This window comes from Streptomyces sp. NPDC031497, from assembly GCF_055580905.1.
Window position 1 is genome coordinate 135,257 of sequence record NZ_JBVIKO010000010.1, and the last position, 13,118, is coordinate 148,374.

The following is a 13,118-nucleotide window of genomic DNA, read 5'->3' on the forward strand; positions in this document are numbered from 1 at the left end:
CTCCGGTGGTGCCGGTGGTCGTCGCACCGGTGGTGCCGGTGGTGGTGGCCCCGGTAGTGCCGGCCGTCGTGGTGGCACCCGTGGTGCCGGTGGTCGTGGCACCGGTGGTGCCGGTGGTCGTGGCACCGGTGGTGCCGGTGGTCGTCGCACCGGTAGTGCCGGTCGTCGTGGTGCCACCCGTAGTGCCAGCCGCGCACTGCGGCCGGGTGATCGTGTTGGTGTCCAGCGTCACGGCACCGTTACGGGCCAGCGCCCGTCCCTCGATGGTCGCGCTCGTGGTGGCAGTGATCGAGGTCATGGCCAGGATGTTGCCCACGAAGGCGGTGCTGGTGCCAAGAGTGGCCGAACTACCCACCTTCCAGAACACATTGCACGGCGAGGCGCCGTTGATGAGGGACACGCTGCTGCCGGACGCCGTCGTCAGCCCCGAACCGATCTGGAACACCCAGACGGCGTTGGGGTCCCCGTGGGCATTCAGGGTGAGGGTGCCGGTGAGCCCGAGAGTGGTGGAGGCTGTGTAGACGCCCGGATCCAGCTCCAGGCCACCGGCGTCCGGGGGAAGTGCCCCGTCGGAGGGCTGCCCGGCAGCGTCGTCGTACGCCGTGATCAGGTCGGTCTGGGCGTCCTGAGCCACAGTGTCCGCAGAGTGCTGGGTCCCGTTCACCACGGCGGGCGGCCCGTATCCGGTGATGGACGTTCCCGGAGACACTCCGACATCCCCGGTGATCACCGAGGGGCCGGTGTTGGTGGTTGCCGAACCGGCCAGTACCGCGAAGCTGTCCGCCCTGCCCAGATCTACAAAGGTGGCGAGGGCACTTGCCTGTGTCGGCGACACAGCGACTACGACAGCGGAGATCACCACGGCAAGTACCGCCGCGATCCATACCGACAAAGCGCGCCGCATAGGCGCGACAGGGAAATTGGGCGTCATCGAAGGGCCAGCTCCTGTGAGGGGATGGAGACGTATTCGGCGGTTCTCGGTCACACGGAATCGCCTGTCTCTTCCCCTGGAATATTACGCAGACGCATGCCCCAACTTGCAACTCGCGCGCGTGGTTTCGCCCAACCTGGCGAGCCGATCACAAATGCTCAGAAAATTTTTAATAGGCCGAATGGTCGTGCCTGCTTAGTCGAGACGGCCGACACAGTGACGTCACTTCCCAGGTCAGCCCAGGCAGCAAAGAAATTCATGCATCCGCAGCACCTCGGCCGATACCGCCCTCATCCGACCCCCGACGCCTCACCGGCGTGTTGAGTAAATGAGCAGCTCCGGGGAGAGTCGGAACTGGCGGAGCTGAAGGAACACCGCAAGAAGAACATGAAGGCTTTGCGCGAGGACAGGGAAGGGAACCGACCTCTGCGCGTCGCCGGAGCGGTCCTTCCCTGCAATCCCATCTTTCGGTGAGGACCTGATCAGTTGACCAGATAACCGGCAAGGATCGCCCTGACCCACCAAGGCCCTCGGCTCATGGAAGCACCGAGGAACAAGAGCACGGCTGAGGTTAGTGATCATTTGGAAGGGCAGCCCATCCACCGGCAGACTGTGGCGTATGAGATCCACGACGCCGCCCTTGGCCTGCTCGGACAAGGCCAGGTCACGGTGGGCGACATGGTGACCCGTCAGCCCGGGGCCGCCGACGGCCCGGACTGTCCCGTGTGCGGTGCCGTGTCTCGTCGTGCGCTGCGCTCGGCGCCCGGCGTTCCGAGCATGGGGTCGGCGTCATGACGACCGCGGTCGTCGTCGGTGGCGGGCCCAACGGGCTCGCTGCTGCGGCCCTCCTCGCGCGGGATGGCCTGGACGTCACGCTGCTGGAGGCCGCCGACGAGGTCGGCGGCGGCACGCGCAGCCACGAGGCGATCCTGCCCGGCCTGCTGCACGACCACTGCTCGGCCATCCACCCCATGGCCGTCACCTCGCCCGCGCTCCGGGCCCTCGGCCTCGAACGCCACGGGCTGCGCTGGCGGCTGCCGGAGATCGACTGTGTGCACCCGCTGGACGACGGCACGGCCGGGGTCCTGCTGCGCTCCGTCACGGAGACCGCCGCCGGGCTCGGCCCGGACGGCCGCCGTTACCGGGCCCTGGTGGAGCCCTTGGTGCGGCGCTGGGACGCTCTCGCGCACGACGTGATGGGTCCGCTGCTGCGGATCCCGGCGCACCCGCTGCTGCTCGCCCGGTTCGGCCTCCCGGCCGTGCTGCCTCCCGCGGTCCTCGCGCGCCTCTTCCGGACCCCGCAGGCCCAGGCTCTGTGGGCCGGGGTGGCGGCGCACGCGTTCCGGCCGTTCTGGGACCCGCTCGTCTCGGCGATCGGGCTCGGCATCCTCACCTCCGGCCACGCCGCCGGGTGGGCCGTCGCCGAGGGCGGCTCGCAGTCCATCGCCCGCAGCATGGCCGCGGCTCTCCTCGCCGCCGGCGGCACGATCGAGACCGGCGTGCGGATCACCACCCGGCGGCAGATCCCGCCCGCTGACGTGACTCTGCTCGACCTCGACCCCGGCCAGGTCGCCGCCCTCTACGGCGACAGGCTGCCCGCCCGCGTGACGGGCGCGTACCGGCGCTTCCGCCGTGGCCCTGGCGCCTTCAAGGTGGACCTAGCCGTCGAGGGCGGCGTGCCTTGGAGGGACGAGCGGGCACGACGGGCCGGGACCGTGCACCTCGGCGGCCCGCTCGCCGAAGTGGCCCAGGCGGAACGGGACGTGACGCAGGGCCGGATGCCCGAGCGGCCCTTCGTCCTGGTCGGCCAGCAGTACCTTGCCGACCCCTCCCGGTCGGTCGGCGACGTCCACCCCGTCTGGACGTACGCCCACGTCCCGCACGGCTACGACGGCGATGCCACGGAGGCGATCCTCCGGCAGCTCGAACGCTTCGCCCCCGGCGTGCACGAACGAATCGTGGGCCGGCACATCACCCGCCCCGCCGACTTCGAAGCGGCCAACCCCAACTTCACCGGCGGCGACATCCTCACCGGAGCGAAGACGGTCTCCCAGCTCCTCCTGGGCGCCCGCCCGGCGCTGGACCCGTACGCCACTGGCCTGCCCGGAGTGTTCCTGTGCTCAGCGGCCACCCCACCCGGCCCCGGGGTGCACGGCATGTGCGGCGCCGGGGCAGCGGCATCAGCACTGCGCCACCTGGGGGGCCGCCCGACCTGGCAGGCTCAGGAGCGCTCCCAGGACTCGCGCACGTAGAGGCGCTCCTCGCTCGCGCAGCCCAGGCCGTTGGAGACCTGCCCGGACCCCGGGTTCCAGCCCACGGCGCCGTTGACCTTGCGGCCGAGTTCGATCAGACGGTTGCACTCCGTCCACGTGTGGCAGGCGCCCGGGCCCGCGACGAGCGATGCCCCCGCCCTCCCAACGAGCTGAAGATCTGCTGCTCGATCCCACAAGGTGGGCCGTCACCTGATGACGGCCCACCTGGATAGCCCGTGGCCGACCCGGCCCACTCCAGTCCGAGGCCGGCCAGTTACCCGAGCATGTCCTCTGTGACCCTCCCGCACGGCGCTTTCGTATTCGTCAGGAACACTCCCGGTGTTTTGCCTCGGTGCCGCCGCAGGTGCCGTCGGGCTCTCGCCGCCGACCTGCCTGGACGCCGTGGACAGATCTCGGCCGGACCGCCCTGCACTTATATGTCCTGCCGGGCAGAAGCTGTTGGCAGGTGGCGCAGATGCCCGCACCCGCCGATCTCACTACCAGGGCGACCTGACGGCCCCGCCGCCCACCTCTATTGTCGTCGCAGCCGGTCTGTCAGTGGGACTCCCCGGGCTGCCACACGAGAGACGGCAAGGTCAACAGTGTGACCGGTCGCGGATTCACTTCGTCGTCCCGGGAGCAGTTCATGATCGACCAACCTGTCATCCCGTCATCGGGCATCGGCCGGTGGTTTCGGCGGGCACCGCACCACAAAGATGCGCCAGAGCGGCTGTCCCGAGCGGCAGGAGTACGCTGACAACGTCGAGGGCACGTCGTGCGCCGGTGTTCGGACCGGTCTCGTCCTCGTCGCGGCCCCTCAGGAGCGGGCACGCGACTGCACCTCACACCGGACGCTTCGCGCGTCGGCGGTCCGCTCGGCTCTTGACTCGACTGCACCAGAGCGCCCGCCGATGGCACCCACCAGGGCGAGACCGCCTGACGGCCCCGCCGCCCGCTCTCCACGTCCTAGCCAGTCCAAGCCCGTGTAGCTCCCGTATCCACCGTCCGTGCGACTCGCATCCGCTCTCTGCGATGCCGTTACGCACCCACCGTCCAAGAGGCGCAGCCCAAGACCCCGGCCGCACTGTCGTCACTGAGGTCAAGGACCGCGCATGTCTCTCCATATCCTCCGCTCCCCATCCGCCGTCCCGCCGGAAGGCGCCCAGCCGTCCCCGGAGTACGACGGGAGGGCAGCCTTCGCGCGCGAGGGAACGGCTGCCGAGCGCACCGGCAGCGAGCGGCTGTCCCTGGCGATCACGGCGTTGATCGTCTTCCTCCCGTTCCTGGCACTCAGTCCGGCCGTCTGGCTGCTGTGGGGGCGCCTGATCCATCCCGTCGATGTCGTGCTCGCCGCGGTGCTCTACACCGTCACGGGCCTCGGCGTCACGGTCGGCTTCCACCGTGGCCTGACCCACGGCAGCTATCGGGCCGTCCGGCCGCTGCGCACCGCGCTCGCCGTGGCCGGGTCGATGAGCTTCCAGGGTGACGTGATCGGCTGGGTCGCCATCCATCGCCGCCACCACGCCTTCACCGACCGGCCGGGCGATCCTCACTCCCCGTATCGCTACGGCACTTCTGTACGCGGCCAGTTGCGCGGACTGGTGGATGCCCACGTCGGCTGGCTGTTCCGCAACGACCCCACGTCCGCGGCGCGCTACGCTCCCGATCTGCTGGCCGACCGTGACATCCGGACCGTCTCCCGGGCCTTCCCGGCCCTGTGTGTACTCACCCTCGCACTGCCCTTCGCCGCGGGGTGGCTGATCGGCGGCAGCTGGGTGGCCGCACTGACCGCCCTGCTGTGGGCGGGACTTGTCCGCATCGCACTGCTCCACCACGTCACGTGGAGCGTGAACTCCCTCTGCCATGTGATCGGTGAGCGCCCGTTCCGTACCCGTCGCCACGACCGCGCCACCAACCTGTGGCCCCTGGCCCTGCTCTCTTTCGGCGAGAGCTGGCACAACCTCCACCACGCCGACCCCACCTGCGCCCGGCACGGCGTCGACCGCGGCCAGCTCGACCCGTCCGCCGCCGTGATCCGGTTCTTCGAACGCCTCGGCTGGGTCCGGGACGTGCGCTGGCCCACCCCGGACCGTATCGCAGCCCGCCGCGCGTGAACCGGGCGACCGCATCCCGTTCAGGAGTTCTCATGACACTTGCCCCGCCGCCCCCGCTCTCCTCGTCGTCCGCCGTCCGCCTGCGCCTGGTGTCCCAGTCGGCACAGGGCCACATGCCCCGGCGCATCGACGGCGCCTGGTGGCCCCGCTCGCCCGATCTGGCGACCGAACTGCCCAGGCTGCTGGCCGGACTGCCGCACGCCTGGGGACAGGTCACCAGCGTCCTCGTGGACGAGGCCGCATGGTCCCCGTTCCCGAACCGGCTGCTCGTCGCCAACCAGGCCGTACGCCTGCGCCGGACGACCACGCAGCGCTTCCCTTCCACCGTCTGCCTGCTGGCGCCCGGCCGCGGCCGGTGGGACCTGCTGGTGGTGCCGCCCGCCGCCACGGACGCGGAGGCCGGGCGGCTGACGGAGAGTATGGCCACCGCTTGGAAGGACAGTGTGGGGTTGGGAGTGGCAGTCCGTTGACGGTGGCCGTCGGACCACCCCCGGGGTCCGCGGCACCCCGGGTGCGGGCCTTGTTGTCACCGGACCCGGCTGGGCAGGCTCCATGTGCCCGGTCCTGGGCCGGCCGCGCTGCCCGGACGGGGGAGTCCGCTCGGACCGTCGACGGAGTACGCTGGTGTTACCGAGGGTATTTCGTGCACCGGCTTCCATGTCGTTGTCACTTTCGGCGATTTGACCACGCCGGGCCGGTTCCCGTCGGCCCGGAGCAGGGTTCGCGTCATGACTGCGACCGATTACCCCACGCCGATCCCCGGAATAACGCCCTCCTCCAGGCCACTCCGGATCCCTTCCGCTCCCCTCGGTCCCTCGCCGACGGCCGCGCTCGATCCGCTGCCGGGGCGGATCACCGGGGGCCTGACGAACCAGCCGTACTGGCCGGCCTCCCCGGGTGCGGTGCCCATGGGCGGGCAGGTACAGCCGACGCCCGTCTCGGCCCTCTGGCTGATGGCCGCCGGCAGAGACTGCCTGCGCACCTCGCACGTGGACCGGCTGATGATGGAGGCGGCGCACCTGCGCACGGTGTCGGAGGCCGACCCGGCGGGGCAGACGGCCTGGGACTCCGAAGAAGACCACGAAGTCCGCGATCCGGCAGCACGCCCGCAGATCCCGGCCGTATACGTGCCGCCGACGGCGCGGTGAGAGCCGTGGGAACCCTGGTGGCCACCACGGCCGCAGCCGGCGGATGGAGACGACCAAGCACCCGGGGACGTTCGACGGCGTGTGGTGGCTGCGGACACGGGACCTCAGGAGCCGGCTGTCGGGTCTCCTCACCGCACTGACGGCCCCCTGGGCCCCGGCGCCCGCGTGGGCCTCGACGCGAGCGACTGGGACGAGATCCCGGGCCATCTGTTCTTCGACGGGCACACGGTCCGCATCGACTGGTCCGCCGTGAGGGACAGCATCATGATCGTCACCCGGGGCGACCAGGACCCCTTCCTGTGCCTGGTGATCCCGCCGGGGACCGGTCCCGCGCACACCGCGACGGACATGGCCGTACAGGATGACAACGGCGTCTCGGCCGAGCGGATTCTGGCCGCCACCGGCATCACCCGGGCCGACCGGACCGACGCACTGCAGAGTTCTCCCGGCTGAGCCGGGCCCACACACCAGAGCCTCAACAGCAGCCCGAGACCCCGGCCGCACCTCAGACGACAGGCCGGGGTCCTCCCGTGCCGTGTGCTTCCCGGACCGCTCGGGTCCGGCACCGTCATCGACGTAAGGAAAGTGAGAACCATGGGTGTTCTGATCACCGTGCTGGTGGTGTGCGCCGTGGCCGGGCTGGTCCTGCTCGCCCTGAGCCTGCGCAACGTCCAGCAGTACGAGAAGGGCGTGGTGTTCCGCTTCGGGCGGCTGCTGCCGGACATCCGCGGGCCCGGCCTGCGCGTCATCCGGCCGATCGGGGACCGGATGCGGAAGGTTTCCGTCCAGACCGAGGTCCTCGGCATCCCGCCGCAAGGGTCCATCACCGCCGACAACGTGACGCTCACCGTCGACGCGGTCGTCTACTTCAAGGTCATCGACCCCGTCAAGGCCCTGGTGAACGTGCGCAACTATCCTGCCGCCGTCTCCCAGATCGCCCAGACGTCGCTCCGCTCGGTCATCGGCAGGGCCGACCTGGACACACTGCTCTCCGACCGGGACCACATCAACGCGGAGCTCAAGAAGGTGATGGACGCCCCCACCGAGGAACCCTGGGGACTGCGCATCGAACGCGTGGAGATCAAGGACATCGCCCTTCCGGAGTCGATGATGCGTTCCATGTCCAAGCAGGCCGAGGCCGAGCGGGAACGCCGTGCCCGGGTCATCGCCGCCGACGGAGAGTTCCAGGCGTCCCAGCGGCTGACCGACGCCGCCGCGACCATGGCCGACACCCCCGGAGCACTCCAACTGCGCCTGCTGCAGACCGTGGTGGACGTCTCCGCCGAGAAGAACAGCACCCTCGTGATGCCGTTCCCGGTGGAGATGCTCCGCTTCTTCGAGCACCAGAGCAGGGACAGCGACGACGAGTCCGACGGACGGCTCGTGCGCCGGAGCGACAGGCACGCCGCGCTCTCCGCAGGGGCCGTGATCCCGGAGCCTGCCATCCCCGCACCGGCCCTCGCACCGTCGGTCTCCCTGCCCGGAGAGCGGTTCGGCAGCCGTGCGGAGGTGGCCCGGAAGCGGCAGGACGACTGGCCGACGCGGCGGGACGCCGAGGAATCATTGAGCGGTTGACGGTTCCGGGCCGCCCGGGGTGACGTGATCGTCGCGGTGCGGTGCTGTTGACGGCCCCGGTGACAGCGCGTCACCGGGGTCACAGCGGTCCGGGATGGCTGAAGCGGCCGGCCCGGCGTTGGATGCGATGCCGGAGGGTGCGGTGGCGTACCGGTGGAAGTGCGGCCCGCGCGTCGGCGCGGGCGTAGAAGACGTGTTTGGCGCCCTCGATCAGCACCAGGTAGAGCACGACCATCAGGGCCAGCGCGAGGACGAGTCCGAGCGGCAGGGACCGGAAACCGAGCGGTCCCGCGAGCGGGGACATCGGCAGCGCGACACCGACGGCGACGACACCCAGGGCGCTGACCAGCAGGGGGCGGCTGGGCCGACTGCGGTAGAACGGCACCCGGCGGGTGCGGATGGCGAAGACGACCAGTGCCTGTGTGGCGAGGGATTCCACGAACCAGCCGGAGCGGAACAGCTCGGCGCCGGTGTGGAAGATCTCGATCATGACGGCGAAGGTGAGGAAGTCGAAGACGGAGCTGACGGGCCCGAAGAAGAGCATGAAGCGACGGATGAAGGCGATGTCCCAGTGCGAGGGCGCGCGCAGTTGCTCCGGATCGACGTGGTCGGTGGGGATGGTCAACTGCCCTGCGTCGTAGAGGAGGTTGTTGAGCAGGATCTGCGAGGGCAGCATCGGCAGGAAAGACAGCACCAGGGAGGCTCCGGCCGCGCTGAACATGTTGCCGAAGTTGCTGGAGGTGCCCATCAGGACGTACTTGATGGTGTTGGCGAAGATCCGGCGGCCCTCGGCGACCCCGTCGGCGAGGACGCCGAGGTCCTTCTCCAGGAGCAGGACGTCGGCCGCGTCCTTGGCCACGTCGGTCGCGGTGTCCACGGACAGCCCCACGTCGGCGGCGTGCAGGGCCAGCGCGTCGTTCACGCCGTCGCCCAGGAATCCGATGTCCCGGCCCCGGCGCCGCAGCGCCCGTACGACTCGGGCCTTGTCCTGGGGCGAGACGCGGGCGAAGACGGTGGTGGTCTCGGCCGCCCTGGTCAGCTGGTCGTCGTCCAGCGCCCCGATGTCCTGGCCGGTCAGGGCGCGGCCGGGCGGCAGGCCGAGGTCGGCGCAGACCTTCTGGGCGACGAGCGCGTTGTCGCCCGTACAGATCTTGACGGTGATGCCGAGGTCGGCGAGGCGGCGCAGTGAGGCGGCGGCACCGGTCTTGGGCGGGTCGAGGAAGACCAGGAAGCCGGCCAGACGCAGCCGGTACTCGTCGGCGGCCGTGAGGGACGTCTGCCCGTGCGTGTCCCGGGTGGCCACGGCGACCACCCGGCTGCCCGCCGCGAAGTGCTCCTGGAGCACCGCCGCGGCCGCCTCCGGTACGTCGTCGCAGCGGGCCAGGACCGCTTCGGGCGCGCCCTTGGCGACGAGCAGACGGCTGCCGTCCGGACGCTGGACGAGCGCGGAGCCCAGCTGCCGGTCGTGGTCGAAGGGCAGCAGCGCGAGCCGGTGGTGTCCGGCCGGGGGCGTGTCCGTGGCCTGCCACAGCGCGACGTCCAGCGCGTTCCCGCCCACCTGGTCGAGGTCGCCCTCGGTGGCCAGCAGGCCCAGCTTCAGCACCGTGTCGGAGGGTGCACCGGCCGGGTCGAGGGCCGCCTCGAAACGGATGCGGCCCTCGGTGAGCGTGCCGGTCTTGTCGGTGACCAGGACGTCCATGTCGCCCAGGTCCTCGATGCACACCAGCCGTTTGACGAGGACCTTGCGGCGCGCCAGCTGCCGTGAGCCGGTGGCCAGGCTCGTGCTCACCACGGCGGGCAGCAGCTGCGGGGTGATACCCACCGCGATGGCCAGCGAGAAGAGCAGAGCGTCTAGCAGCGGGCGGTGGAGCAGGAGGTTGATGACGAAGATCCCGGTGGTGAGGGCGGCGGCGACCTTGAGAAGCAGCATGGAGAAGCGGCGCAGCCCCGCCTGGAAGTCGGTCTCCGGCTGCCGTTCTCCCAGCCCCAGCGCGATCCGCCCGAACTCGGCGCGGCCCCCGGTGGCGACGACCACTCCGGTCGCGCTGCCCCCGTGCACCACGGTCCCCATCAGCGCGCAGGAGGACAGCTCGGCCAGGGGCGCCCCCGCGGCGACCGGCTCCGGGTCCTTGTCGGCGGGGGCGGACTCCCCGGTGAGGACGCTCTCGTCGCAGGCGAACGCGGTGCACTCCAGCAGGCGCAGGTCCGCGGGCACCACCTGCCCCAGTGTCAGACGTACGACATCGCCCGGCACCAGCTCGGTCACGTCGACCTCGACGGCCGCGCCGCCCCGGACCACGACGGCCGTGTGCCGCACCCGCGAGTGCAGGGCCTGTGCCGCTTTCTCCGCCCGGTACTCGTTGACGAATCCCAGCGCCACGCTCAGCACCAGAATCCCCCCGATGATGATCGCGCCGGTCCGCTCGCCGAAGAAGTACGAGACCCCGGCCGTCACCGCCAGCAGGATCAGCAGGGCGCTGCGCAGCTGCCGCCCGAGGACCGCCAGGACGCGGACGTGGTGCGTGCGTACGGCGTTCGGCCCGAGGGCCGCGAGCCGTTCGGCCGCCTGACCCGTCTCGCCGCCCGACAGGCCGTCGGGGCTGCTCGCGAGCGCGGCCAGCACGGCCTTCGCGTCTTCGGCGGCGGCGTCCCCCACCCGCAGCTCTGCCGTAGGGGTGGTCACTGACTCCAGGTCCATTCGGCCACCTCGGGCAGGTCCGCCCCATGGGCGCGGATCCAGTCGTGATGGCGGTAGCGGGCGTCGACCATCCGCTGGCGCAGCGACGCCGCGCGGACCGCGAGACCGGGCACCCGGTCGATGACGTCCATGACCAGCCGGTACCGGTCGAGGTCGTTGCGTACGACCATGTCGAACGGGGTCGTGGTGGTGCCCTCCTCCTTGTAGCCCCGCACGTGCAGGTGCGGGTGGTTGGCGCGGCGGTAGGCGAGCCGGTGGATCAGCCACGGGTAGCCGTGGTAGGCGAAGACGACAGGCTTGTCGGGGGTGAACAGCGCGTCGTACTCGCTGTCGGGCATGCCGTGGGGGTGTTCCTCCGCGGGCAGCAGCCGGGCGATGTCCACGACGTTTACCACCCGTACCGCGAGTTCGGGCAGGTGGCGGCGGAGCAGCGAGGCCGCGGCCAGCACTTCGAGGGTGGGTACGTCCCCCGCGCAGGCGAGCACCACGTCGGGCTCGCCGGGGTCGGACTCGGTGCCGGCCCAGTCCCAGATCCCGGCGCCGCGGGCGCAGTGGGCGCGGGCGGCGTCGAGGTCGAGCCAGTCGAAGCAGGGCTGCTTGCCCGCGACGACGACGTTGACGTAGTCGCGGCTGCGCAGCACGTGGTCCACCACGGACAGCAGGGTGTTGGCGTCCGGGGGGTAGTAGACCCGCACGACCTCTGGCGACTTGTTGAGCACGTGGTCGACGAAACCGGGGTCCTGGTGCGAGAAGCCGTTGCTGTCCTGACGCCACACGTGCGAGGTCAGCAGGTAGTTGAGGGAGGCGATCGGGCGGCGCCAGGGGAGCCGGCGGGCGACGCGCAGCCACTTGATGTGCTGGTTCGCCATGGAGTCGACGATGTGGACGAAAGCCTCGTAGCAGGAGAACAGGCCGTGCCGGCCGGTGAGGAGATAGCCCTCCAGCCAGCCCTGGCAGGTGTGTTCGGAGAGGATCTCCACCACCCGGCCGCCGCGCTCCAGGTGCTCGTCCGTGGGCAGAACCTGGGCCTCCCACGCCTTGCCGCTCGCCTCGTAGACGGCCTGGAGGCGGTTGGAGGCCGTCTCGTCCGGGCCGACCAGCCGGAAGTCGCGACGCTCGCCCGTGTCGGCCATCACCTGCGCCAGCAGGTCGCCGAGGACGCGGGTCGGCTCGTGCGCCGTCGCGCCGGGCTTGTCGACCGGGACGGCGAACCGCTCCAGGGGCGGCAGGGGCAGGTCGCGCAGCAGCAGGCCACCGTTGGTGTGCGGGTTGGCGCCCAGGCGGTGCGCGCCGTCGGGGACGCAGGCCAGGACCTGTTCCCGCGGGCGTCCGTGCTCGTCGAAGAGTTCCGCGGGCCGGTAGGAGCGCAGCCAGCGCTCCAACTGCCGTAGATGGTCCGGGTTCTCGCGTACGGCCGGCAGCGGCACCTGGTGTGCTCGCCAGGTGCCCTCCATCGGGAGGCCGTCGACCTCGGCGGGTCCGGTCCAGCCCTTGGGCGTGCGCAGCACGATCACCGGCCAGCGCGGGCGTTCGGCGGTGCCCTCCGTGCGGGCGGCGTACTGGAAGGCGGCGATACGGTTCAGGGCCTCGTCCATGGCGTGGGCCATCGCCTGGTGGACGGCGCGGGGGTCGTCCCCGGTCACGTGGAGGGGCTCGTGGCCGTATCCCCTGAGCAGGGAGTCGAGTTCGGGCTCCGGTATCCGGGCCAGGACCGTCGGGTTGGCGATCTTGTAGCCGTTGAGGTGCAGGATCGGCAGGACGACACCGTCCCGTACCGGGTCGAGGAACTTGTCGGAGTGCCAGGAGGCGGCCAGCGGGCCCGTCTCGGCCTCACCGTCGCCGATCACGCAGGCCACCAGGAGCCCCGGGTTGTCGAACGCGGCCCCGTAGGCGTGCGAGAGGGAGTAGCCCAGCTCGCCGCCCTCGTGGATCGATCCGGGGGTCTCGGGTGCGACATGACTGGGGATGCCGCCCGGGAAGGAGAACTGCCGGAAGAGGCGGGTCATGCCCGCCGCGTCCCGCGTGAGGTCCGGGTACGTCTCGGTGTAGCTGCCCTCCAGCCAGGAGTTCGCCACCACGGCCGGCCCGCCGTGCCCTGGCCCCCAGACACAGATCGCGTCCAGGTTCCTCGCCTTGACGACCCTGTTGAGGTGGGTGTGGACCAGGTTCAGGCCCGGTGAGGTGCCCCAGTGCCCCAGCAGTCGCGGTTTGACGTGCTCAGGCGTCAACGGCTCGGTCAGCAGAGGGTTGGACATGAGGTAGATCTGCCCGACGGCCAGGTAGTTCGCCGCCCGCCAATGGGCGTCCAGAGCGCTCAGCTCCTTCTCGTCGAGGTGGTCGGGGGTGCCCGGAGTGTCGAGGGAGGTCCCGGTAGTGGGGCCGAGTGGCATGACGAACCCT

General features: G+C 70.9%; 10 protein-coding genes and 1 pseudogene. 7 read left to right on the plus strand and 4 right to left on the minus strand.

The annotated features are described in order from the left end of the window. The coding region (locus ACZ5K7_RS22310) for an ice-binding family protein (protein ID WP_468915489.1) at positions 1-835 on the minus strand (835 nt) is incomplete at its 3' end. 633 nt (positions 836-1,468) lie between these two features. Between ACZ5K7_RS22310 and ACZ5K7_RS22315 the strand changes: the two genes are divergently transcribed. Beyond that, positions 1,469-1,726 carry a DUF3556 domain-containing protein gene (locus ACZ5K7_RS22315; protein ID WP_351698801.1) on the plus strand — a complete coding sequence of 86 codons (258 nt, stop codon included), beginning with the start codon at positions 1,469-1,471 and terminating at the stop codon, positions 1,724-1,726. Next, positions 1,723-3,183 (plus strand): phytoene desaturase family protein, encoded by a 1,461-nt coding sequence (locus tag ACZ5K7_RS22320; protein WP_468915492.1) that lies wholly within the window; start codon positions 1,723-1,725, stop codon positions 3,181-3,183. Before ACZ5K7_RS22315 ends, ACZ5K7_RS22320 begins: the two co-directional genes overlap by 4 nt. Here ACZ5K7_RS22320 and ACZ5K7_RS22325 read toward each other — a convergent pair. Beyond that, positions 3,153-3,380, minus strand: coding sequence for a hypothetical protein (locus ACZ5K7_RS22325; RefSeq protein WP_468915493.1), 228 nt, complete (start codon positions 3,378-3,380; stop codon positions 3,153-3,155). The two genes, ACZ5K7_RS22320 and ACZ5K7_RS22325, sit on opposite strands and share 31 nt — an antisense overlap. Positions 3,381-4,295: 915 nt before the next feature. On the opposite strand from ACZ5K7_RS22325, the gene ACZ5K7_RS22330 reads away from it, so the two are divergent. The 5 genes and pseudogenes from ACZ5K7_RS22330 to ACZ5K7_RS22350 all read left to right on the plus strand — a co-directional run bounded on the left by ACZ5K7_RS22330 (position 4,296) and on the right by ACZ5K7_RS22350 (position 8,020). Continuing rightward, positions 4,296-5,297 carry an acyl-CoA desaturase gene (locus ACZ5K7_RS22330; RefSeq protein ID WP_468915494.1) on the plus strand — a complete coding sequence of 334 codons (1,002 nt, stop codon included), beginning with the start codon at positions 4,296-4,298 and terminating at the stop codon, positions 5,295-5,297. Positions 5,298-5,329: 32 nt separating this feature from the next. Further along, entirely contained in the window at positions 5,330-5,767 is a 438-nt protein-coding gene (locus tag ACZ5K7_RS22335; RefSeq protein ID WP_450972337.1) for a DUF5994 family protein, read from the plus strand. Between the two features lie 258 nt (positions 5,768-6,025). Continuing rightward, positions 6,026-6,445, plus strand: coding sequence for a hypothetical protein (locus ACZ5K7_RS22340; RefSeq protein ID WP_468915495.1), 420 nt, complete (start codon positions 6,026-6,028; stop codon positions 6,443-6,445). 43 nt (positions 6,446-6,488) lie between these two features. Next, positions 6,489-6,898, plus strand: a pseudogene (locus ACZ5K7_RS22345) (DUF5994 family protein). Positions 6,899-7,039: 141 nt separating this feature from the next. After that, positions 7,040-8,020 (plus strand): slipin family protein, encoded by a 981-nt coding sequence (locus tag ACZ5K7_RS22350; protein WP_468915496.1) that lies wholly within the window; start codon positions 7,040-7,042, stop codon positions 8,018-8,020. A gap of 79 nt (positions 8,021-8,099) precedes the next feature. Here ACZ5K7_RS22350 and mgtA read toward each other — a convergent pair whose 3' ends face one another. Both mgtA and ACZ5K7_RS22360 read right to left on the minus strand, forming a co-directional pair. Next, positions 8,100-10,718, minus strand: a complete 2,619-nt coding sequence (gene mgtA, locus ACZ5K7_RS22355; RefSeq protein WP_468915498.1) for a magnesium-translocating P-type ATPase — start codon at positions 10,716-10,718, stop codon at positions 8,100-8,102. Next, on the minus strand, positions 10,700-13,108 hold the full coding sequence (locus ACZ5K7_RS22360; protein ID WP_468915500.1) for a phosphoketolase family protein: 2,409 nt from the start codon (positions 13,106-13,108) through the stop codon (positions 10,700-10,702). The genes mgtA and ACZ5K7_RS22360 overlap by 19 nt, the downstream gene beginning before the upstream one ends. Positions 13,109-13,118: the final 10 nt, after the last annotated feature.

Excerpts from the sequence above, each read along its gene's own strand:
- ACZ5K7_RS22315 (WP_351698801.1), top strand. The coding sequence starts at position 1,469 with ATGGAAGCACCGAGGAACAAGAGCACGGCTGAGGTTAGTGATCATTTG.
- ACZ5K7_RS22320 (WP_468915492.1), top strand. The coding sequence starts at position 1,723 with ATGACGACCGCGGTCGTCGTCGGTGGCGGGCCCAACGGGCTCGCTGCT.
- ACZ5K7_RS22330 (WP_468915494.1), top strand. The coding sequence starts at position 4,296 with ATGTCTCTCCATATCCTCCGCTCCCCATCCGCCGTCCCGCCGGAAGGC.
- ACZ5K7_RS22335 (WP_450972337.1), top strand. The coding sequence starts at position 5,330 with ATGACACTTGCCCCGCCGCCCCCGCTCTCCTCGTCGTCCGCCGTCCGC.
- ACZ5K7_RS22340 (WP_468915495.1), top strand. The coding sequence starts at position 6,026 with ATGACTGCGACCGATTACCCCACGCCGATCCCCGGAATAACGCCCTCC.
- ACZ5K7_RS22350 (WP_468915496.1), top strand. The coding sequence starts at position 7,040 with ATGGGTGTTCTGATCACCGTGCTGGTGGTGTGCGCCGTGGCCGGGCTG.
- mgtA (WP_468915498.1), bottom strand. The coding sequence starts at position 10,718 with ATGGACCTGGAGTCAGTGACCACCCCTACGGCAGAGCTGCGGGTGGGG.
- ACZ5K7_RS22360 (WP_468915500.1), bottom strand. The coding sequence starts at position 13,108 with ATGCCACTCGGCCCCACTACCGGGACCTCCCTCGACACTCCGGGCACC.